This window comes from Helicobacter pylori SA37A (assembly GCF_000476015.1).
In the GTDB taxonomy this organism is placed as follows: domain Bacteria; phylum Campylobacterota; class Campylobacteria; order Campylobacterales; family Helicobacteraceae; genus Helicobacter; species Helicobacter pylori_DB.
In genome coordinates, this window is record NZ_CBOO010000016.1 from 1 (window position 1) to 22,182 (window position 22,182).

The following is a 22,182-nucleotide window of genomic DNA, read 5'->3' on the forward strand; positions in this document are numbered from 1 at the left end:
TAAAACTTTAATAAAACAAAACTTAAGAAAATGATTTTTACAATAAAATGAGAGCTAGAACGATAAAACAAAGTTTCAAAACCCCATTTTTAAAAATGTAAAGAACATTAAAAATTAATAAAGCTTATGGTGGAAATAAAGTTAAAACAACCTAACGCTTTAATTCAAAATCAAAGCGTTAAATCTAACCAAGCGATAAGCTAAAACGCCTTTTAAAAAGCGTTTCAGCGTGTTTTCACCAAGATGGCTAAACCTTAAGCACGCTCAGATTTTTGCTTTTCTCTATACTCTATGATCATGCCGTGGATTTCATCTTTTAATTTTAATTTTTGTTTTTTCATGTGGCTGATTTCAGCGTCGCTAGCGTTTTGTTGCTCAGCGGTTTTGATGTCGTCATCAAGCTGGTTGTGTTTCTCAAAAATCTTATCAAAATGCGGATTATTCGCTTTTAACACGCTGATTTCGTCTCTAAATTCATGGAACATGGTTTTCTCCTTTAATTTTGGATGTTTAAAGTATAATAAACTATCTTTTTAAAAAAACAACTTAAAAGAGCTATAAAATAGCCTTAAAATGCGCGATAAACAAAAAAAAGGAATACCCATGGACATTCGCAACGAATTTTTACAATTTTTTAAAAATAAAGGGCATGAGATTTATCCCAGCATGCCCTTAGTGCCTAATGATGCCACCTTGCTTTTTACCAATGCCGGCATGGTGCAATTTAAAGATATTTTTACCGGGATTGTGCCACGCCCTAGTATCCCTAGAGCGGCAAGCTCGCAATTGTGCATGCGCGCAGGAGGCAAGCATAACGATTTAGAAAATGTCGGTTATACCGCAAGGCACCACACGCTTTTTGAAATGCTAGGGAATTTCTCTTTTGGGGATTATTTCAAAGAAGAAGCGATCTTGTTTGCGTGGGAATTTGTAACCAAAAATTTAGGGTTTAAGCCTAAAGATTTGCATATCAGCGTGCATGAAAAGGACGATGAAGCCGTTAAATTATGGGAAAAGTTTGTGCCTGTTGATAGGATTAAAAAAATGGGCGATAAAGATAATTTCTGGCAAATGGGCGATAGCGGGCCTTGCGGGCCTTGCAGTGAAATCTACATTGATCAAGGCGAAAAACACTTTAAGGGGAGCGAGGATTATTTTGGGGGCGAGGGCGATAGGTTTTTAGAAATTTGGAATCTGGTGTTCATGCAATACGAACGCTCTAATGATGGCGTTTTATCTCCCTTGCCAAAGCCTAGCATTGATACAGGCATGGGGTTAGAAAGGGTGCAAGCGCTATTAGAACACAAACTCAATAATTTTGATTCTTCATTATTTGCGCCCTTAATGGAAAAAATCAGCGAGCTTACAAGCCTGGATTATACGAGCGAATTTCAGCCAAGCTTTAGGGTAGTGGCCGATCACGCAAGAGCGGTAGCGTTCTTGCTCGCTCAAGGGGTGCATTTTAATAAGGAAGGCCGTGGCTATGTTTTAAGGCGCATTTTAAGGCGAGCCTTAAGGCATGGGTATTTAATGGGCTTAAAAGAAGCGTTTTTATACAAAGTCGTGGGCGTGGTGTGCGAGCAATTTTCTAACACGCATGCGTATTTGAAAGAGTCTAAAGAAATGGTGGTAAAAGAATGTTTTGAAGAAGAAGAGCGCTTTTTAGAGACTTTGGAATCGGGCATGGAATTGTTTAACTTGTCTTTAAAGCATTTGAATGAAAATAAAATCTTTGATGGCAAGATCGCTTTCAAGCTTTATGACACTTTTGGTTTTCCTTTGGATTTAACAAACGACATGCTAAGAAGTCATGGGGCACGCGTGGACATGCAAGGCTTTGAAAATTGCATGCAAGAGCAAGTGAAACGCTCTAAAGCTTCATGGAAAGGCAAACAAAACAACGCCGATTTTAGCGCTATTTTAAACGCTTATGCACCCAATGAGTTTGTAGGGTATGAAACGACAGAATGTTCTGCTAAAGTTTTAGGGTTTTTTGATAGCGATTTTAAAGAAATGACAGAAGCAAACCCTAACCAAGAAATCTGGGTCTTATTAGAAAAAACCCCTTTTTATGCAGAAGGTGGAGGGGCTATAGGCGATAAAGGTGCGCTTTTAAAAGGTGATGAAGAAGCGGCTTTGGTGCTGGATACAAAAAACTTTTTTGGGCTTAATTTTTCGCTCCTTGAAATCAAAAAAGCGCTCAAAAAAGGCGATCAAGTGATCGCGCAAGTGAGCGATGAACGCTTTGAAATCGCCAAACACCATAGCGCGACGCATTTATTGCAGAGTGCTTTAAGAGAGGTTTTAGGCTCGCATGTGAGTCAAGCAGGGAGTTTAGTGGAATCCAAACGATTGCGCTTTGACTTTTCGCATGCTAAAGCGCTCAATGATGAAGAGCTAGAAAAAGTAGAAGATTTAGTCAACGCTCAAATTTTCAAGCACCTAACTAGCCAGGTGGAGCATATGCCCCTAAACCAAGCCAAAGATAAAGGAGCGTTAGCGTTATTTAGTGAAAAATACGCTGAAAATGTGCGCGTGGTGAGCTTTAAAGAAGCGTCCATTGAATTGTGTGGGGGCATTCATGTGGAAAATACCGGGCTTATTGGGGGGTTTAGGATTGTAAAAGAAAGCGGGGTGAGTAGTGGGGTCAGACGTATTGAAGCGGTGTGCGGGAAAGCCTTTTACCAACTGGCTAAAGAAGAAAGTAAAGAGCTTAAAAACGCTAAGACTTTATTGAAAAATAACGATGTGATAGCCGGCATTAACAAGCTTAAAGAGAGCGTGAAAAACAGCCAAAAAGCCCCCGTTTCTATGGATTTACCGGTTGAAAAAATCCATGGCGTGAGTTTGGTGGTGGGCGTAGTGGAACAAGGCGACATTAAAGAAATGATTGACCGATTGAAAAGTAAGCATGAAAAATTGCTCGCTATGGTGTTTAAAAAAGAAAATGAGTGCATAACTCTCGCATGCGGGGTGAAAAATGCGCCCATAAAAGCGAACGCATGGGCTAATGAAGTGGCGCAAATTTTAGGGGGTAAAGGGGGCGGGAGAGATGATTTTGCGAGCGCTGGAGGCAAGGATATTGAAAATTTGCAAGCGGCGCTCAATTTAGCGAAAAATACCGCTCTTAAAGCTTTAGAGAGATAGCATGGAGCTTATTTTAGGTTCTCAATCCAGCGCTAGGGCGAATCTTTTAAAAGAGCATAAGATTAAATTCATACAAAAAGCGTTGGACTTTGATGAAGAAAGCCTAAAAACCACAGACCCTAGAGAGTTTGTTTATTTGGCGTGCAAGGGGAAATTAGAAAAAGCTAAAAAATTGCTCACAAACCATTGCGCTATTGTGGTGGCTGATAGCGTGGTGAGCGTGGATAATCGCATGCAACGAAAAGCTCAAAACAGGCAAGAAGCCCTTGAATTTTTAAAACGCCAAAATGGCAATGAAATAGAGGTTTTAACCTGCTCGGCATTGATTTCTCCTAAACTAGAATGGCTAGATCTATCGGTTTTTAGAGCGCGTTTAAAGGCGTTTGATCCTAGCGAGATAGAAAAATATTTAGAGAGCGGTTTGTGGCAAGAAAGCACGGGCTGTGTGCGTTTAGAGGATTTTCATAAGCCTTATATTAAAAGCTCAAGCAAGAATTTAAGTGTGGGGTTGGGGCTGAATGTGGAAGGCTTGTTAGGGGCGCTAAAATTAGGGGCTAAACTTTCATTATTATAAACGCTATTGTTTTATAAACATTAAAAACACTATTCGCTGACTGATAAACCCCCTTGACAAACAAAAAAAACGATATACTCTAGCATTTGATGTTTAAGGAGTTGTCATGGGGTCTTGGTCTCGTATTCTTTTATCAATCTTGATGGTGGTTTTGGGATTAGCACTTACTACCATGCTCTTAAATTGGCATGTTTAGTGGGAATGATCTATTGTGGCTATGGCATTATTACAGATCTTAACGCTCTATCAACCGCAATGTGGTGGTGGTCTTTATCAAAAATAACATGGTTTTGCATAGGCTATGCGCTTTTTGGTCGCTCGTGCTTATTATGGGTTTTCTTACATGCTCTGTGATAGAAGACTATTCGTAAAAATTGATTGAAAAAATTAAAATAGGGGGGAAACTAGAACCCTTAAAAACAGGTTCTAGCAAAGATACAGATTAGGGATTATTTCCCAAAACGCCCACCGGTGGTAGGATAGCCATAGATAGAGCCGTCTTTGATTTTCATGTGATCTTCCCAAGGTAATTTGTATTTACCGGCAGCCAAGTCTTTGATGTAGGTTAGGCCTGCATCGTGTTCTCCGCCCGGTTTAGCCACATACCCTCTATGGCCTAGGTTGTAAATGTTGTTTTCTAAGCCCCAGCTTAAGCGGGCGTTATCTGCCATTTTAGGATAGATTTCCCCGGTTACAATCTCCCAAGGGTTGCGGTGCCCTTGAACGAGAGTCGTGCCATCAAAGTTACAGATTTGCCCCTCACCAAAGTAGTAAAAGACATTATCATAGCCGGCTAAATTCACGCTCACGGTATACATCAAATTGTGCCATGCGTTGGAGCGGTTGGTCAAAATCCATTGATCATTGACTTGAGTACTATAGCCTGAAATGCGGATATACACATTGCACCCTTTATAGGCTGCTTCTCTAGCGAGCTCTGGAATCATGCCGTCATGGCAAATGCACACGGCTAACTTTGATCCGCCCGGACCCTCGCACACAGGCATTCCTAAATCCCCAGGATACCATGGTTCAATGGGATTCCATGGGAATAGCTTGCGGTATTTTAAAATGATTTTACCTTGCGGATCAATGATAATAGCGGTGTTGTAGGGGTTTTTGTTAGAATCAGGATTGCGTTCCATGATTGAAAAAACACCATAAACTTTCGCCTCTTTACACGCTTGAGCGTAAGCTTCCGTCTCTTTACCCGGGACATCTAGTAAAAACTCTTCGCTAAGCCACTTAGCGGTATTCAAACCTTGCGTGCTGTATTCAGGGAAAATGATAAGCTCCACTCCCGGATACCCCGCTTTAGTCGCATGCAAGGTTCTAATAATGCTTTCAATGTTGTGATCAATATCCTTACGGCTGTTGACAATGGGCACAGGAAACTGAATGGCTGCCACTAAAAACCCTTCAATAGGTTTGCCCATACTACCGATACTTCCCATAATAACTCCTTCTAAAAGTTTTGTCGCAATAACAATAACAATTATTGCGAGAGAATACTATTGCAAGAGAACTAATTTAGAGTAAATGCGAGATTTTTTGATAAAAAGATTTAAATCTATTTTTAAAGCGCTTTTCAACCTTTATGGGTGTTGTTTTAAAAACCCCTAAAAGCCCTTTAACAATTCCACAAATTCCTTAAAAATATAGTGGCTCTCTTTAGGGCCGGGGCTGCTTTCTGGGTGGTGCTGGACAGAGATGATGGGAGCGTTTTTATAGCGCACGCCCTCAATGGTGTTGTCAAAAAGATTGCGGTGCGTGATAGTAGCGATTTCTTCAATTTCTTCAGGGACGCAATAGTTGTGGTTTTGCGCGGTGATTTCAACGGCGTTTGTTTTTAGGTTTTTAACGGGGTGGTTGCTCCCATGATGGCCAAATTTGAGCTTGTAAGTAGGGTAGCCTTGCGCGATAGAGAGCAATTGATGCCCTAAGCAAATGCCAAACATGGGGATTTTAGCGTCAATGAGTTGTTTGATTTCTTTAATTTCTTGCTGCAAGCTCAAAGGATCGCCAGGCCCGTTAGAGAGGAAAATCCCGCTAATTTCTTTTTTTTCATAGGCTTTAATCAGCTCGCTAGCTTTAGTGTGGTGCGGGTAAATAAGGGCTTTTAACCCCACATTTTGAAGCTCGTTTAAAATATTGCCCTTAGCCCCAAAGTCTAGCACGGCGATAATTTTATGAGAGGTTTTTTCATCAAAAGGCTTGTAATCTAGGGTTTTGAAATCAAAAGTAGCGCGTTGGTGGGTTGTTATTTTTGGCGTAGAAACGCTAGACACTAAGGGGGAGTGAGAAATTCTAGGGGCGTTTTTTAAAGTTTTTTCAAGCTTGTTTTTGTCATGCTCTATCGTGGAAGCTATCATCATCAAGCACCCATGATGGCGTAAGGTTTTGATCAAACTCCTGGTATCAACGCCACAAATCCCTAAAACGCCACGCTCTTTCAAATAAGCACTCAAGCTAAAATCCGCCCTTGAATTAGAAAAAAATTCGTTGTAATGGCGCGCTAAAACCCCTGCGCATGAAAAAAAGGATTCATCATCTTTAGAATTAGCGCCCACAACCCCAATTTCAGGCATGCTAAAAACCACAAATTGCCCCTTATAGCTAGGGTCGCTAATGACTTCTTGATAGCCGCTCATAGAAGTGTTAAAAACAAGCTCGCCCACTTGCGTGCCGCTAGCCCCAAAACTTTGTGCTTGCAAAAAAAGCCCATTTTCTAAATAGAGAGAGACCATTATAAAAAGCCCTTGCGCCTTAATTCTTCTTCATAGAGCCTTTCAAACACCAACTCGTATTCATCGCTCCCTACGGGCAGTTTGCGTTTGTAATGCTTGATTTTTTCATGCACTTCATTTTCAATGCTTTCATACGCTTTAGAATAGGTGTCAATGGATTTGTAAATCAAGTTTCTTATCAAATTTTCTGACACGCTAAACATGATCAAATCTTCATCTAAGATTTTATTCAAAATCTGGTGCGACAAATCGTTGCACCTTTCTTCCCAAAACAAATGGAAGCCCTCTTTTTGAGCGATTTGTCTTTTAATCATCCAAAAAAGCTGCCTTTCATCCATCCGCATGAATTCTATCTCATCGGTGTTTTCTTCTAAAAGCTCTCTGGCTTGCTCATCTATGGCGTTTTCTTTTTTAACGCTTTTTTCCAAAATCCCTTCTATCAATTCGCACAATAATTCTCTAGGGGCTTTTAATTCTAATAATTTTGAATGGATAAAGTCGTTGGCAATCTTATGGCTTATATGGTTTATATGGGTTAGTTTGAGTCTCATGATTTTTCTCGCGTATTTTATTTATTTTTAGAGTGTATTTTATCGTTTTTTAGATAAAACGCTTTTTAAAGAATTAATTTAATGGCGCACTAAACTATAGGATTGTAGAATTTTATCAGCGTAGATGATTGTAATATCAGGGCGTTTTTTAGAAATTTTAGCGTTAATCAGTCTTAACCTCCCCCCCTCTCTAATACCATAAAATTGAAGCCTTAAAGCGAGTTGTTTATCGTTAGTGCGGATTTGATGGATGCCCCTTAATTGCAAGGCTGTGGCGACTTCTTTAGCCAAGAAATGCCGGTTTAATAATTTTTCATTAGCGCCAGAAATTTTACTCCCCCATAAAAAAAGCGTTTCAGTGAGCATTAAAAGATACAGACTGAAAACGCGCAAATAATACTGACCCCTAAATTCCTTCAAACGCACCCTAAGGCTATTTAAAACGCTTTTAACAAACAAAGGCAAACCGATTAACGCTAAGGGGGCGAAAGTTCTTAAATCTATCTCTTGGCGCATGCTCAAAAGCAAAGGGAAAAGCCAACCGCTCGCGCTCATAAAGGCTAGTAACGATGGTTTTTTATCAAAAAGGGCTTTATAGAGCGTATAAGGGTAGTAGAGGAACAATAAGGGCGAATATAAGAGCATGAGTTCTAAGCATGTGTCTATAAAATACCCACTAGGCAAGCCCTTATTGAAACTCCCGCTAAAAAGAGCGGTATTCACGCTTAAACACACCAAAATAAAGATCGCGCTCTTAAAATAGCGTTTTCTTAAAGCGTAGGCAAAAACCCCTAGTAAAAGCGGGATGAACGCTCCGTCTAAAAACGCGCAAGCGCTAAGGGTGAAATAAGGGATTCTTTGGGTTTTGATATACAAATAGCTAACCAAAAGCCCAAGGCTTAACACCAACACGCTTTTAGCCAATAAAATCGCAAAGAGATTCACTCCAGGCAATAAAGCGTAAGTCAATACCACATAAAGGGCGTCTTTAGGCTTTTTTAAGATCTTTCGCCCTATGAGATAGAATAAAAACATGTTAATGAGATGAGCGATCAAAAAAGGCAACCTCAAAGCCAAATCATTTTGACCTAAAATGGCGGTGCTTTTTTGAGCGATTTGAACAAACCATGCGCTGCTATAAAAAAAATCCTTCGCTTCATTGTAGCTGATAGAAATTTCTTCACTCATCAACAGCCCCAAAGCCAGGACTAAAAAAACCATGACAATAAAGACTAAATCGCTTAAATCAAAGTTTCTTGTTTTTTTCTCTGGATAAATAAAGTAGCGGAAATATAACAGAGCGCTTTGTAAGGGGCTTAGCTGCATGGCTTAAATTTTTTTTAATTCTTTTAAAAGAGCGGGCAAAGCAATGAGTAAGCCTGAACATAAAATCAAAACCACCCCTAAAGAGCTTTTAAGATCCAAAAATTTATCGCCCAAATACAGCCCAAACAACAGCCCCCAAACAATGCGGGTGTATTCAATGGGGGCAATGATCCCAGCGGGCGCGTTCATGTAAGCATAAGTTAAGAAATACTGCCCTAAAGTCCCGCTAATCCCTATTAAAGAAATCCACAAAATGTCTTCTTTTCTAGGGACATGAATGCCTGTGGATAAAAAAGGAATATCAATGAACATGCCTATTAATCCAAGAAGGCTCATGCCAAAAGCGAACGCTAAAATCACGGCTTGCTTGTCATAATATTCCCTCAAATCCCTTAAAGTGATATACGCTAAAGACACAAAAATCCCGCTCAATATGCCCATAAAAATTTCAACCGGCCCCACATTTTCCACGCTAGGATCTGAAATCAACACCACCCCCACTAGCCCGATGCATGCAGAAATTAACGCGCTTCTTTTGAGCTTTTCTTTCAAAAGCAAAGGGGAAAGAAGCACCGTATAAATCGGCGCGCATTGCGAGAAAGCCGTCGCTGTAGCGAGCGAAATTTTTTCAATATTATAAAAAAACGCTAGCATGGCCAAGCCCCCTACAACGACCCTAAAAGCGAGCTTTTTAAAACCGCCTTGTTTGTAGCTTTTTAAGCGGTAGGGTTTGAAAGGATAAACAAGCAAGAGCAAAAGCGTCATGGTAATGGAGCGGTAAAACACGTTTTCCATAGGGGAAAAATAATCCGCTGTGATTTTAACAAACGCGCTCATGATCCCAAAGCATAAATTCGCCAAGAGTATCATTGAAACGCCAAATAAAATGGTATTACGCATGCCCTTTACCCATAAAGATTTTTAGGGTAGTTTAACCTAAAATCTCTAATTAAGACTTAAAGTTTTTAAGCTCTAAAAGCATAAAAGTTGCATTGATTGGTAAAATCATGGTATAACAATGTTCTAGGAGTTTTACCTTTTGTTTTATCTAGAATCATTCTAGAAGCTTCAGCATTTCAAACTCCTTATAGAAATATGAAAACATAAAAACACGAATCCTTTTTGAGAATAAACTCCTAGACCCTTTTTAAAGGGTTTGAACGCTACTATTAGAAAACTCTTTTAAGCTTTTTAAATCCCTTGTTTTGTTAAAACCCCATGCTAGAGGATTATCTCATTAGGGAATGGATTTTGCTTAACATTAGCGTAAAATTCAATTATAGGAAATTCGCATGGCTGTTTCTTCTATCAATCAGTTTGATTCTAACCTTTATGGGCTTTTAAACGCTAAAAGCGCTCCTAAAGAAGACCTAGCTCCTATTGAAAACACAGAAAAAATAGAGCGAGAAAAAAAGGACGCTCCAACAGAAAACCTCCCCTTTAACCCTGACAAGCGAGAGACTTACGGCTTTTTGGTTTTAGAATTGATGAGCGATAGAGAGTATGAGGCTTTTTTAAGGGCTACGGCAGGAATGGATGAGAGCCAAAAACGCCTTGCTGCTCAGTCGCTCTATAGTTTGACGGATTTTTATAACGGGAAATTCTCTAAAGAAGTGGAAAACGCCCCCAAACAACCAATAAATGGCTTGCACAAAAAAGCCTTTCAAACCTTTAACGCCACCAACCACAACGATTTTTTGCAACGCTATCAAAACGCTTATAACAACCCTTCAACGATGGATGTGATCCTTTGAATATTAGGGTTAATCAAGGATTGATCATCAAAAACGCTTTTGAGCGTTTTGATGATAACCAACGCCCAGTGGGATCAAAGCTAAAAATTTTGGTTCAATCCGTTTCTTCCAAACTCTTAAACACCTTGATGAGATCGATATGTTCATCAATATCATGCGCTCTTAAAATACTCGCCCCATTTTGCAACGCCATTAAATGCAAGCTCAAAGTGCCAGCGAGCCGGTTTTGAACTTCACGCCCAGTGATAAGCCCGATCGTGTTTTTACGGCTCGCTCCTACCAATAGGGGTTTTTTGAACTTAAGAAAATGGCTTAAATGCTTGATTAAGGCCAAATTATGCTCTTTTAATTTAGCGAATCCAAACCCAATATCTAAAATAACATCTTGAAGCGCGTATTTTTCTAAAACCTCTAGTTTTTCCTTAAAAAAGCGATCCATTTCATCAAATAAATTGTGGTAAAAAACATTTTCTTGCATGTCTTTAGGGGTTTTTTGAGCGTGCATTAAAACGCAAGTGGGCTTGTAATCTCTTGCGACTTCTAGCATTTCAGCGCTACTAAAACCGCTCACGTCATTAAGGATGGAAAAATAATGCTCTAAAGCCATTTGCGCGGTTGTGGCATGGTAGGTGTCTATGCTGAATTGAGCGCATTGGTAGAGTTTTTGGGATTTGATTTCTAATAAAATTTCTTTTAAGCGATCTTGCTCTATTTTTGGATCAATGATTTCACTCTCTGGCCTTGAACTGGCCGCGCCTATATCAATGAGCGTGATACCCTTTTCTAGCCATTGGTAGATTTCTTCAAGCGCTTTTTTGCTACTAAAACGGCTCTTTTCATAGAAGCTATCCGGCGTGAGATTCAAGATTGCCATGATCTGTGGGGCGTTAGGCTTAGGGGCTTTGAGGTGGCTTTTTAATTCTTGCGCTAAATGTTTAAGCCCAAAGGGTTGGGAATGGCACTTCACAATCAGGCGTTCTAATTGGCTAGCGCTTACAATCAGCACCCCATCATAAAAAGGCTCTTTAGCTAAAATGCAATCTCTTGGTGTGGCAAAATCGCCCCCAACGCTTATGGCCTCTTGCTTTAAAATGAGCGCAGCGCTTAAAGGCAGATGCTGGATTTCAAAAACAAAGCTAACGCCTTTTTGGCGCATGCGATCTTGCGCGATCTTTTCTGGGCCTATTTTTTGTAAAGCGTTTTTGAGCGCATCAGGGTTAAGGCGTTTTACAATCATGGCGTTTTCTTTTTAGATAAAAGGCTTAAAAGCAGGGGTAAAAGATTATAGCTGAGCTTGTAATAAGAGCTGTTAGCCTTGATCGCTAAATCAAAGGCTTGCAATTCTTGCTCATTTAAGGGGATCTTATGTCTGTTAACGCTCTCTAACAGGCTTTCAATTTTTTCCCTCTGATTTTCTCTGGAATCAAAATTTTCTTTGTCTAAATTTTTTAAAAACGCATAAATATCTTTCAAATCCAGCCTGGATAAATCTAAATCTAAAGGTTTTAGGGGGATTTTTTGGCGTTTGTCTTCTTTGATTAAGCGGGATTTAATGGTGGCTAACACATGGTTTGGGCTTTTAGCGAACATGATAAAACAAACGTTATTCGGGGGTTCTTCTAAGACTTTTAAAAGCGCGTTTTGGGCTTCTGTGCCATAGCTGGGTGCAGCGATTAAAAAAGCGTTTAATTCGCTGTGTTTGAGATTGGCTTTGGATAGGACTTCTTTGGCATGCTCTATTTTAAAATCCTTGTTAAAAGTTTTGATCACTTTTTTATCTTTTTCAAGGATCTCGGTGTAGAATTTAATGTGGTGTTCAAAAAGGCTTGCAGTCTCTTCTAGGCTCTCTTCAAGATTGTCCGTATAAATAAGGCGGTTGGAGTTTTTCACAGAGTAACCTTATTATATAGCACGCTAAAAAGCGCGTTTTCAAAGAGTTTGAAGAGTTGCAATAATTTATAATCCAGCAAGCTATCATGCTCTTTTAAAAGCAAGCAATCCTCTTTAAGCTCTTCAAAAAGCCATAAAAAACTAGGGATTTTACTCAATAGTAAGGTTTTCAAGCCTTCATTTTCAATTTTCCCAACATGCCAAAACATGGGGTTTTGATAAGTCAATTCTATGGTGGCTAGAGAAAGGTTTGCGTCATTTTTGGGGTAGAAAGAAGAAGCGTTAAAATCAATGACGGACAATAAGGGACGCTCTTTTAAATCTTTAGGGTTTAAGTTAGAAAGAATGTAGGTTAAAAACCAGTGCCTAGAAGAATCCACGCTCACCAACAGCGATCCGCCATTAAGCACATGCGAGATGGTTTGCGCGATAAGTTTGGCATAGCTTGATCGCTCCAATTCCAACCACCCGCTTTGCTGGGCGATAAACTCTCCTTGATCACGCACAAATTCTTTGATCCAGTCGTAGAAATTTTTCATTGATCTAATTGATACACCGCATGCAAAGTTCTAACGGCTAATTCAGCGTATTTAATGTCAATCAAAACCGAAATTTTAATCTCGCTTGTAGAAATCATCATGATATTGATATTGTCTTTGGCTAGGGCTTTAAAAGCGATACTCGCTACCCCAGAATGCGACTTCATGCCCACGCCCACTATGGAAACTTTAGCGATATTTTCATCATAATCAATGGAATCCATTTGCGCTAAAAAAGGCTTTAAGGCTTGCTTGGTTTCTTCTATTTGGGTTTTAACGATCGTAAAATCCAAATCGGTTTTGCCGTCTCTGCCGATCGTTTGGACGATCATATCCACGTTAATGCGATACTCCGCTAAAGCGCCAAAGATTTCAGCAGCAATGCCAGGCCGATCTTCCACGCCCTCCATGCTCACACGAGCCTGATTTTTATCCAATGCGATCCCGCTCACTATAGGGGTTTCCATGCGTTCTCCTTTAAAGTCTTTTTCAGCCACAATAAGCGTGCCTTCGCTATGGTTAAACGAATTGCGAGTCACTAACTTCACGCTGAGTTTTTTGGCTAATTCTACCGAGCGGTTTAATAAAACTTTAGCCCCCATAGAAGCTAATTCAAGCATTTCATCATAGCTGATTTGCGCGATTTTTTGAGCCTTTTCTTCAATGCGCGGATCGGTGGTATAAACGCCATCCACATCCGTATAGATTTCGCACAAATGCGCCTTTAAAGCCCCGGCCAAAGCGACTGCGCTTAAATCGCTCCCCCCACGCCCTAAAGTCGTTGTTTCGCCTTGAATGTCAGCGCCTTGAAACCCAGCGATCACCACAATGTAGTTTTTTTCTAAAAGTTCTGTGATGCGTTGGGTGTCAATGGATTGGATCACGGCGTTTTGAAAATGCGAGCTGGTTAAAATGCCCGCTTCTTTCCCGCTCAAGGAAATGGCTCTATGCCCATACCTTTCTAACGCCATGCTCAAAGCCGCGCTTGAAACCAATTCCCCTGTGCTTACAATCCTATCCATTTCTCGCTTGTTAGGGTTATGGCTAAAATTCTTGCCAAATTCTAAAAGCCTGTCGGTTTCGCCGCTCATCGCTGAAACCACCACCACGACTTGATGCCCTAATTTAACGCTTTCTAAAACCCTTTGAGCGACATTGTGGATCCTTTCCACGCTGCCCATGCTCGTGCCGCCGTATTTTTGAACGATTAACACCCTATAAATACCCCTCTTTTTTGAAATAAGCGATGACTTGGCGGTACACTTGACGCTTAAAGGGAACGATTCTTTTAAGCAAATCCTTGAGATGGATGAATTGATAAGCTCTAAATTCTGGCGTGTGTTTGTTCAAATCAATGTTGTTGGTATGCTTTAGGCGCACTAAAAAATAGCGTTGTTTTTGCCCATCAAACGAATAGAATTTATGCTCCATGTTGCTTGGGAAATCATAAGCGATCCATCTGGGGTATTGCGCTAAAATCTCTATTTCATTCGTGCCAATTTCTTCTAATAATTCTCTATGGAGCGCTTCTAAAGGCGTTTCGCCCTCATCAATGCCCCCTTGAGGGAACTGCCACGCTCCTTCAATATCTATGCGCTCAGCGATAAAAACTTCGCATGTGTTAGGGTAGTCTGGCGACATGATAATGGCCGCAACATTAGGACGATATTTTTTATGTAGCATAGGTCTTTATTTTAGCTCTTTCTTGTTTGATTAAGATGGTATTATAGTGTATGCTGGCTTTAAGTAGGGTTAAGAACGCCATTAAAATCAAAAATTAAGAAAAAAGGGCTTGAAACTCATTTTAATAGCACCCAAATAGCGCTATTAAAACTGAGAGGGTTTATTTGAGAGTGGGGATGTATTTGGCTAAAGCTTTGATGTCTTCATCGCTTAATTTTTTAGCTTGCGCGGTCATGACAGGATTCTTATTAGTACCGCTTTTGAAATCCATAAGATCTTTTTCAATTTCCGCTTCACTCATCATGTTGACGATTTTGCTTTTGCCTAAAGCTTTCTTTTCAAACTTAACCCCATGGCAAGCGGCACAACCTTTTGCAAGGGCTTTAACATCGGTTGCCATTAAAGCGTTTGCGAACGCTAAAACGCCTAAAGCCATAATAACCTTTTTCATGGTTTGTCTCCTTTACTTATCAAAATGATCTTAAAATGATACAATTACAAGTTTAAGTTTTGCTTAAAAAATGAAGTGAAAATGAGAGAAATAAATATGATTTTATACATTCATATCCCCTTCTGTGAAAATAAATGCGGTTATTGCGCTTTCAATTCCTATGAAAATAAGCATGGGTTAAAAGAAGAATACACTCAAGCATTATGCCTAGATTTAAAGCATGCCTTAAGTCAAACTGACGAACCAATTGAAAGCGTTTTTATTGGCGGCGGCACGCCTAACACTTTAAGCGTGGAGTCTTTTGAAAGGATTTTTGAAAGCATTCACCGCAATGCACACTTGAGCTCAGATTGTGAGATCACCACTGAAGCTAACCCCGAATTGATTTCTAAAGCTTGGTGTCAAGGCTTAAAAGATTTAGGGATCAACCGCTTGAGTTTAGGGGTGCAAAGTTTTAGGGAGGATAAATTATTGTTTTTAGAGCGCCAGCATTCCAAAAATATCGCCCCCGTGATAGAAACTATTTTAAAAAGCGGGATTGAAAATGTCAGCATTGATTTGATTTATAACACCCCATTAGACAATGAAATCTCCTTAAAAGAAGAATTGAAACTCGCTAAAGAACTCCCCATCAACCACTTGAGCGCTTACGCTTTGAGCGTTGAAAAAAACACGAATTTAGAAAAAAACGCTAAAAAACCCTCAAGCGTGGATTTTGACAATGTAATCAAAGAGGCTTTAGAGGGCTTTTCTTTCAAGCAATACGAAGTGTCTAATTACGCCAGAAATTATCAAGTCAAACACAATTTAGCTTACTGGGGGGCTAAAGATTATTTAGGGTGTGGGGCTGGGGCTGTAGGCTGCGTGGCGAATGAGCGCTTTTTTGCGAAAAAACTCATAGAAAACTACATCAAAGACCCCCTAAAACGCCAAGTTGAGACGCTTAATAAACAAGACAAGCGCTTAGAGAAGCTGTTTTTGGGCTTGAGGTGCGTGCTGGGGGTTGAGCTTAGCTTGTTAGATGAAAATAAAGTAAAGTTTTTGATTGAAGAAAATAAGGCTTTCATTAAAAATAACCGCTTGGTAGCGAGCGATTTTTTCATGGCCGATGAAATGGCTTTGTGGCTGTTGTAAGGCTCTGCTTCAATCAAGCGTCAATAAAAACGCCAAAAAGCGTTTTTTAATTAACGCCTATAAAATTTTTAGCCAAAAACCAACCGATAGCTACCCCAATAAGCCCTAAAATGTTAGTGCTTAAGACATAAGAAATGGCTTCAAGGTATTGGGATTTTTGCAAAAGTTTTAAAGTGTCTAACCCATAAGAAGAAAAGGTCGTAAAACCCCCTAAAACCCCGGTAACAAAGAAAATCCCAAAATCATCACCAAAAACTTTTTTGGCGGCCAAATGCCCCATAAAGCCGATGACAAAACACCCTATAAGGTTCACGCTAAAAGTCCCTAAAGGGAAACTTTCAAACATTAAAAATTTACTAGGCATTATTTTGCCCACAAAATACCTTAACGAACTCCCTATAGCCCCCCCTAAAGCGGCCCATAAAAAGACAAGATTCATGCATCATCCTTTAAAGATCAATGGAGAGCATTATAATAAGATGTTTTTAATATTCCTTAATCCTCAAATTTAAAGCCAGTTCTAAACACGCTTCTAAGGAAGGCTTTTTGGCAATATAGCTTTGAATGCCTTTCTCTTGTAAATAAGAAGCGGTCGTGTTGCCAATGCTGATAGCGGTGTAATTTTCTAAAAATTCAAAATAGTGTAAAAAGGCTTTTGCATGGCTTATGGCGGTGAAAATGAGAACGCTCTTTTCTTTGGGTTTTAAGGTGTTTTGTTCGCTTAAGGTTAAATGTTTGAGCTTGTTTTCATAAATAACGGCTTGCTTGAAATTAATGCCATGCTCTAAAAGAATGGTGTCTAAAGAAGAGGCAATTTCTTTTGCCCTAAGATACAAAACGCTTTTTTTTTCTAATAAAGGAAGGATTTCTTTAGCGAACTCTTTGCCATGGGCTTTTTTCCCTATAAAGGCGACTTTAAAATGGTGATCTTGTAAAGTTTTTGCGGTGGGTTCACTCAAAGCGTAAGCAGGAATGTCTTGTAACATTTTGAGTTTGGGGCTGTCTTTTAGGGTTTCTAGCAAGGAAAACACCGCATTTTTAGAAGTGAAAACAAGGGCGTTAAAAGGGGTTAAATCCAATTCTAAAGGATAGTAGCACAATTCATTTAAAATGAGAGTCTTATAAGGGGCGATTCTCTGAGAATGCACCCATACAATCTCCCTCATGCTTAGTTTTTTTTATTGCTCAAAGAGGTATCATCATAGACCATTCTAAAGCCGTATTTCTCAAAATCATAGACATTGCCCTCTAAATAATAGGGCGTATAGCCTAATTCATGCATGCTTTTAGCCGCATCTAAAGCCCTGCGGCCAGCCCTGCAATGGAGCAACACTTTTTCATCTTTGTGCTTAGATAAAAAATCAGCGAGCTTTTCTTGGTCATTGACGCTAATGAGCGTAGCGTTAGGCAAATGCAATTCTTCATATTCGTCCAATTCGCGCACATCTACGACGATAAAATCATTGAAATTGACTTCTTCTAAACTGATTGCATAATCTTCAAGCATGTTTATCCTTAATTGTTAAAGTAAGGTTATGTTACAATGATTTGATAAATAGGAATGTTTAAGGAGTGCGTGTGGAAGAAAATTATCATGCTTTTTTTACCGAAGCGAGCGGGTTTTTAAACGATCGGATCTTTAAGGATTATTTACGCCGTTTGGCTTATGGCATTGATGCGTCATGTTATCGCTATATCCCTAAAATAGTCGCTTGGGTGAAAGATGAAGAAGAAGTCCAAAAGCTTTGTGTTTTAGCCAAAAAGCATGGCGTTTCATTGACTTTTAGAGCGGCTGGGAGTTCCTTATCAGGGCAAGCGATCTGTGATGGGGTGCTGGTTATGGTTACGCATTTTTTCAAAGACGCTAAAATTTTAAATAACGCTACAAGCATTCAGCTCTCATGCGGAGTCATAGGGAGTAACGCGAACGCTTTATTAAAACCTTATCATAAAAAAATAGGTCCGGATCCTTCTACGATAAACACCGCTATGATAGGGGGGATTGTCGCTAATAACGCTAGCGGGATGTGTTGCGGGGTGGAGCAAAACAGCTACAAAACCCTAAAATCCTTAAGAGTGATTTTAGCTGATGGCGCTCTTTTAGACACGGCCAATCAAGAGAGCGTTGAGAGTTTCAAAAACGCGCACAAAGATTTGATTGAAGGGGTTTTAAACTTAAGAAAAGAGATTTTAGAAGACAAAGAATTGCACGCTCTAATTAAGAAAAAATACGAGATCAAAAACACCACCGGCTACAGTTTAAACGCTCTCATTGATTTTGAAGATCCGATTGAAATCATTAGCCACTTATTCATAGGCTCTGAGGGGACTTTAGGCTTTATTTCAAGCGTGGGATTAGAATGCGTGAAAGACTACGCTTATAAAACTTGCGCGTTATTGTTTTATGAAAATTTAGAGCGATGCGCCAAAGCCGCTCAAATTTTAGCCGCCTTAAAAGCCAAACAACCCGAAATGATTTCTTCAGCAGAGCTTATGGATTATGCGTGCTTAAAAAGCGTGAAAGGTTTGGAGGGCATGCCTAGCGTGGTTTTAGAAATCAAAGAGCCCAACGCATGCTTACTCATTCAAAGCGAAAGCGATGATCCTTTAATTTTAGAAAACAGCATGCAAACGATTTTAAACGCCTTGAATGCGATACCGGTCGTTTTAGATTCTCAAATCAGCAGTGATCCTAACATTTATCAATCGTGGTGGAAGATCAGAAAAGGCATTTTCCCTATCGCAGCGTCAAAAAGGAAAAGCCAAAGCTCTGTGATCATTGAAGACGTGTGCTTCAGCAAAGAGGATTTTGTAGAGGGGGCAAAAGCGATTGAAGGGCTTTTAAAAAAACATGGCTTTAAGGATAATAGTATTATTTTTGGGCATGCGTTAAGCGGGAATTTGCACTTTGTCGTTACGCCGATTTTAGAAAATGAAACTGAAAGAAAAGCGTTTGAAAATTTAGTTTCTGAGATGTTTTTAATGGTGAGCAAAAGCTCTGGCTCTATTAAAGCCGAGCATGGCACAGGCAGGATGGTAGCCCCTTTTGTGGAAATGGAGTGGGGAGAAAAAGCCTATAAGATCCACAAGCAAATCAAAGAATTGTTTGATCCTAACGGCCTTTTAAACCCTGATGTGATCATCACAAACGATAAAGAAATCCACACTAAAAATTTAAAGAGCATTTACCCTATTGAAGAGCATTTGGACATGTGCATGGAATGCGGGTTTTGTGAAAGGATTTGCCCTAGCAAAGATTTATCCTTAACGCCACGACAACGAATCGTTATCCACAGAGAGGTAGAGCGCTTAAAAGAAAGGGTCAGTCATGGGCATAATGAAGATCAAGTTTTATTAGATGAGCTTTTAAGAGAGTCTGAATATTTAGCGCACGCCACTTGCGCGGTGTGTCATATGTGTTCTATGCTATGCCCTTTAGAAATTGATACCGGGAGCATCGCTTTAAATCATTATCAAAAGAACCCTAAAGGCGAAAAGATCGCTTCAAAGATCTTAAATAACATGCAAACGACCACAAGTGCGGCTCGTTTTTCTTTAAAAAGCGCTCGCTTAGTTCAAAACCTCATAGGCCCTCATAACTTAGTGAGCCTAACTAAAGGGATTAAAAAATTCATCAAACCCTTCCCTAAAGCCTTTCATTACATGCCCAAAAACAACGCCTATCCTTTAGAAAATAAAACGCTTAAGAGCGAAGAAAAAGTCATTTATTTCAGCACATGCATCAACCGCTCGTTCGCCCCATCAAACAAAATGGCGGATAAAAGATGCATTCAAGAAGTGTTTGAATCCTTATGCCAAAAAGCCAAAGTTTCGGTGATGTATCCTAATGGATTGGATGCGCTTTGTTGCGGGAAAGCCTTCATCAATTACACCGACTTAACCAAGCAAAACAACGAAAAAAACCATGCGATTTTTTTACAATTAAGCGATGAGGGAAAAATCCCCATTGTTTTAGACCATAGTGCATGTTCGACGCATTTTTTCAAGCAAATGAAAGCTTATAAGGATTTGAAAGTCTATGATTTGAGCGTCTATATTGAAGAAGTTCTAAGCCCTAAATTAAAATTCAACCCCATTAACGAAGACATAGGGTTATACACGATGTGTGCTTTAAAGTTAGAAAATAAAGAAGAGTTGTTATTCAATTTGGCTAAAAAATGCACTTTGGGCGAGATTGTTATCCATAAAGAGACGGGTTGTTGCGGTTTTGCGGGGAATAAGGGCTTTTTCACCCCTGAACTAAACGAGAGTGCTTTAAACGGCTTTCAAGAATTTTATCAATCCTATGATCTTAAAAGGGGCTTTTCCACTTCTAGCACTTGTGAAATTGGTTTGAGTGAAAAAACCCGATTTGCTTGGCAGCATATCGCTTATTTAGTGGATGCTTGCACGCTTTAATGGTGTATAATTAAGGACTTTCTTTAAAGGGTAAAGGCATTGGATAACACTCTCAAACATCTTGCCATTATTATGGATGGTAATGGCAGGTGGGCTAAATTAAAGAATAAAGCTAGGGCTTATGGGCATAAAAAGGGCGTAAAAACCCTTAAAGACATTACGATCTGGTGTGCTAACCATAAATTAGAATGCTTGACTTTATACGCTTTTTCTACAGAAAATTGGAAACGCCCTAAAAGTGAAGTGGATTTTTTGATGAAAATGCTTAAAAAATACCTTAAAGATGAGCGATCCACTTACTTGGATAATAACATACGCTTTAGGGCGATAGGGGATTTAGAGGGATTTTCTAAAGAATTGAGAGACACGATCTTACAGCTTGAAAACGATACCAAGCATTTTAAGGATTTTACGCAAGTTTTAGCCCTTAATTACGGATCTAAAAACGAGCTTGCAAGGGCGTTTAAAAGCTTGCTAGAAAACCCGCCTAGCCATATAAACCCTTTAGAAAGCTTAGAAAATGAAATTTCTCATCGTTTAGACACGCATGATTTACCGGAAGTGGATCTATTGTTACGGACAGGGGGGGAAATGCGCCTATCTAATTTTTTATTGTGGCAATCTAGTTATGCGGAATTGTTTTTCACGCCGATTTTATGGCCTGATTTCACCCCTAAAGATTTAGAAAACATCATTAGCGATTTTTATAAAAGAGTACGCAAATTCGGGGAATTAAAATGCTAGTAGAAATAGAGAATTTGACTAAAACTTATGGGAGTTTAAAAGCGCTAGACAATATCAATTTGAAACTACCCAAACAACAATTTATAGGGCTTTTAGGGCCTAATGGGGCTGGTAAAACCACTCTGTTAAAAATTTTAGCCGGATTGAATTTGAACTATCAAGGGGAAGTGAAAATTTTAGATCAAAAGATCGGCATAGAGACGAAAAAAAGCGTGGCGTTTTTAAGCGATGGGGATTTTTTAGATCCTAAATTAACGCCTTTAAAAGCGATCGCTTTTTACAGGGATTTTTTCAGCGATTTTGATGAATCAAAAGCCCTAAATTTGCTCAAACGCTTCAGCGTGCCTTTAAAAAGAGAGTTTAAAGCCCTTTCAAAAGGCATGAGGGAAAAATTACAGCTGATTTTAACCCTATCACGAAACGCTTCTTTGTATCTTTTTGATGAGCCGGTGGCTGGGATTGATCCTATTGCAAGAGAAGAGATTTTTGAGTTAATCGCTAAGGAGTTTAGCCAAAACGCAAGCTTGCTAGTCTCTACGCATTTGGTGGTGGATGTGGAAAAGTATTTAGACAGCGCGATTTTTTTAAAAGAAGCTAAAGTAGTGGCTTTTGGGGATGTGGGAGAATTGAAAAAAGGGTATAGCAGTTTGGAAGCGGCGTATAAAGAAAGGTTGAAATAAATCAGTAAAGGATTTCCTATTGAGTGATAATATTTTAAGAAATACTAAAAGCGTTTTTTATAATAATATAAAAGATTTTGACGCTAGTTAAATGATAACTTCTTAAAAAAGCACTCTTTAGGGTTAGGGGGTTTAGTTTGGGGTTGTAGGGGGAATGAGTTTTACTATTAAAAATAAAATCTAAAGTCATGTCTAATCATAACAGATGGCTTGATTGCTAAAGATTGTATTGTTGCAGATGAAGCCTAAGATTGAATTGCGAGTTATCGCTTTGTTGGTGGTGAGATCTTTAGAAAAAATCTTTTTAGTAATATTTATGTTGGGTTTTGGTTTCGTTGAGTTTAGGTTTCATTAAGTTTAATGGGGTATTAAAATTAGAAATAGCTAGAATTTTTGTCTTATTCTATTTTTGGTAGAATAATAATTTCTCACAAGGAATTACACATGGGTAATATTTGGTTTCAGTATAAAATTGGCAAGCAACTAGATGAATTAGAAATTGAAGATTCTTTATGTCTTTCTTTATTCAAATCTCTTGAAAAT

General features: G+C 39.3%; 22 protein-coding genes and 2 pseudogenes. 8 read left to right on the forward strand and 16 right to left on the reverse strand.

The window, feature by feature from the left end; translation table 11 throughout:
• Positions 1–254 precede the first annotated feature (254 nt).
• Positions 255–485, reverse strand: coding sequence for a YdcH family protein (locus QT76_RS06960; RefSeq protein ID WP_000468322.1), 231 nt, complete (start codon positions 483–485; stop codon positions 255–257).
• 118 nt (positions 486–603) lie between these two features.
• Between QT76_RS06960 and alaS the strand changes: the two genes are divergently transcribed.
• The 3 genes and pseudogenes from alaS to QT76_RS08570 all read left to right on the forward strand — a co-directional run bounded on the left by alaS (position 604) and on the right by QT76_RS08570 (position 4,092).
• The gene (gene alaS, locus QT76_RS06965; protein WP_033617152.1) at positions 604–3,147 is read left to right on the forward strand and encodes an alanine--tRNA ligase; all 2,544 of its coding nucleotides are present in this window, start codon (positions 604–606) and stop codon (positions 3,145–3,147) included.
• Between the two features lies 1 nt (position 3,148).
• A complete protein-coding gene (maf, locus tag QT76_RS06970; RefSeq protein ID WP_033617154.1) occupies positions 3,149–3,721 on the forward strand; it encodes a septum formation inhibitor Maf in 573 nt (190 codons plus the stop codon).
• Between the two features lie 114 nt (positions 3,722–3,835).
• Positions 3,836–4,092: pseudogene (locus QT76_RS08570) on the forward strand (hypothetical protein).
• Between the two features lie 78 nt (positions 4,093–4,170).
• On the opposite strand, the gene QT76_RS06980 reads toward QT76_RS08570, so the two are convergent.
• From QT76_RS06980 to QT76_RS08680, 6 genes and pseudogenes are all read right to left on the reverse strand, one after another.
• Entirely contained in the window at positions 4,171–5,175 is a 1,005-nt protein-coding gene (locus tag QT76_RS06980) for a formamidase (protein ID WP_000534759.1), read from the reverse strand.
• Positions 5,176–5,340: 165 nt separating this feature from the next.
• Positions 5,341–6,468, reverse strand: a complete 1,128-nt coding sequence (gene carA / locus QT76_RS06985) for a glutamine-hydrolyzing carbamoyl-phosphate synthase small subunit (protein WP_033617155.1) — start codon at positions 6,466–6,468, stop codon at positions 5,341–5,343.
• The gene (locus QT76_RS06990) at positions 6,468–7,019 is read right to left on the reverse strand and encodes a DUF507 family protein (protein WP_001237418.1); all 552 of its coding nucleotides are present in this window, start codon (positions 7,017–7,019) and stop codon (positions 6,468–6,470) included. The genes carA and QT76_RS06990 overlap by 1 nt, the downstream gene beginning before the upstream one ends.
• Positions 7,020–7,097: 78 nt before the next feature.
• The gene (locus QT76_RS06995; protein WP_033617156.1) at positions 7,098–8,345 is read right to left on the reverse strand and encodes a glycosyltransferase family 39 protein; all 1,248 of its coding nucleotides are present in this window, start codon (positions 8,343–8,345) and stop codon (positions 7,098–7,100) included.
• A gap of 3 nt (positions 8,346–8,348) precedes the next feature.
• On the reverse strand, positions 8,349–9,245 hold the full coding sequence (locus tag QT76_RS07000; RefSeq protein WP_033617157.1) for a DMT family transporter: 897 nt from the start codon (positions 9,243–9,245) through the stop codon (positions 8,349–8,351).
• Between the two features lie 49 nt (positions 9,246–9,294).
• Positions 9,295–9,515 (reverse strand): annotated as a pseudogene (locus QT76_RS08680) (hypothetical protein).
• 122 nt (positions 9,516–9,637) lie between these two features.
• Here QT76_RS08680 and QT76_RS07005 point away from each other — a divergent pair.
• Positions 9,638–10,099, forward strand: coding sequence for a hypothetical protein (locus QT76_RS07005; RefSeq protein ID WP_033617159.1), 462 nt, complete (start codon positions 9,638–9,640; stop codon positions 10,097–10,099).
• A 94-nt stretch (positions 10,100–10,193) separates the two neighbouring features.
• Here QT76_RS07005 and folP read toward each other — a convergent pair whose 3' ends face one another.
• The 6 genes from folP to QT76_RS07035 form a co-directional block, all read right to left on the reverse strand.
• Entirely contained in the window at positions 10,194–11,336 is a 1,143-nt protein-coding gene (gene folP, locus QT76_RS07010; RefSeq protein WP_033617160.1) for a dihydropteroate synthase, read from the reverse strand.
• Positions 11,333–11,989 carry a DNA polymerase III subunit delta' gene (locus QT76_RS07015; RefSeq protein ID WP_033617161.1) on the reverse strand — a complete coding sequence of 219 codons (657 nt, stop codon included), beginning with the start codon at positions 11,987–11,989 and terminating at the stop codon, positions 11,333–11,335. Before QT76_RS07015 ends, folP begins: the two co-directional genes overlap by 4 nt.
• Entirely contained in the window at positions 11,986–12,528 is a 543-nt protein-coding gene (locus tag QT76_RS07020; RefSeq protein ID WP_033617162.1) for a HobA family DNA replication regulator, read from the reverse strand. Before QT76_RS07020 ends, QT76_RS07015 begins: the two co-directional genes overlap by 4 nt.
• Positions 12,525–13,742 (reverse strand): aspartate kinase, encoded by a 1,218-nt coding sequence (locus tag QT76_RS07025; RefSeq protein ID WP_033617163.1) that lies wholly within the window; start codon positions 13,740–13,742, stop codon positions 12,525–12,527. Before QT76_RS07025 ends, QT76_RS07020 begins: the two co-directional genes overlap by 4 nt.
• Before the next feature lies 1 nt (position 13,743).
• Positions 13,744–14,211 carry an RNA pyrophosphohydrolase gene (locus QT76_RS07030; protein ID WP_033617164.1) on the reverse strand — a complete coding sequence of 156 codons (468 nt, stop codon included), beginning with the start codon at positions 14,209–14,211 and terminating at the stop codon, positions 13,744–13,746.
• Between the two features lie 160 nt (positions 14,212–14,371).
• The gene (locus QT76_RS07035; protein WP_033617165.1) at positions 14,372–14,662 is read right to left on the reverse strand and encodes a c-type cytochrome; all 291 of its coding nucleotides are present in this window, start codon (positions 14,660–14,662) and stop codon (positions 14,372–14,374) included.
• A gap of 96 nt (positions 14,663–14,758) precedes the next feature.
• On the opposite strand from QT76_RS07035, the gene hemW reads away from it, so the two are divergent.
• Positions 14,759–15,796, forward strand: coding sequence for a radical SAM family heme chaperone HemW (hemW, locus tag QT76_RS07040; protein ID WP_195741871.1), 1,038 nt, complete (start codon positions 14,759–14,761; stop codon positions 15,794–15,796).
• Between the two features lie 46 nt (positions 15,797–15,842).
• Here the strand turns inward: hemW and crcB are convergent, their stop codons facing one another.
• From crcB to QT76_RS07055, 3 genes are read right to left on the reverse strand one after another with little or no spacing between them, the layout of a single operon-like run.
• Complete coding sequence (gene crcB / locus QT76_RS07045; RefSeq protein WP_033617167.1) at positions 15,843–16,235, reverse strand: fluoride efflux transporter CrcB; 393 nt, start codon at positions 16,233–16,235, stop codon at positions 15,843–15,845.
• 46 nt (positions 16,236–16,281) lie between these two features.
• Positions 16,282–16,962 carry a uroporphyrinogen-III synthase gene (locus QT76_RS07050; RefSeq protein ID WP_033617168.1) on the reverse strand — a complete coding sequence of 227 codons (681 nt, stop codon included), beginning with the start codon at positions 16,960–16,962 and terminating at the stop codon, positions 16,282–16,284.
• A gap of 2 nt (positions 16,963–16,964) precedes the next feature.
• A complete protein-coding gene (locus tag QT76_RS07055) occupies positions 16,965–17,303 on the reverse strand; it encodes a rhodanese-like domain-containing protein (RefSeq protein ID WP_033617169.1) in 339 nt (112 codons plus the stop codon).
• 71 nt (positions 17,304–17,374) lie between these two features.
• Here QT76_RS07055 and QT76_RS07060 point away from each other — a divergent pair, with 71 nt between their 5' ends.
• From QT76_RS07060 to QT76_RS07070, 3 genes are read left to right on the forward strand one after another with little or no spacing between them, the layout of a single operon-like run.
• Positions 17,375–20,215: an FAD-binding and (Fe-S)-binding domain-containing protein gene (locus tag QT76_RS07060; RefSeq protein ID WP_033617170.1), complete on the forward strand. Its 2,841-nt coding sequence runs from the start codon at positions 17,375–17,377 to the stop codon at positions 20,213–20,215.
• Positions 20,216–20,254: 39 nt separating this feature from the next.
• Positions 20,255–20,959: a di-trans,poly-cis-decaprenylcistransferase gene (locus QT76_RS07065; RefSeq protein ID WP_080242456.1), complete on the forward strand. Its 705-nt coding sequence runs from the start codon at positions 20,255–20,257 to the stop codon at positions 20,957–20,959.
• A complete protein-coding gene (locus QT76_RS07070) occupies positions 20,953–21,639 on the forward strand; it encodes an ABC transporter ATP-binding protein (RefSeq protein ID WP_033617171.1) in 687 nt (228 codons plus the stop codon). Before QT76_RS07065 ends, QT76_RS07070 begins: the two co-directional genes overlap by 7 nt.
• The last annotated feature ends 543 nt before the right edge of the window (positions 21,640–22,182 follow it).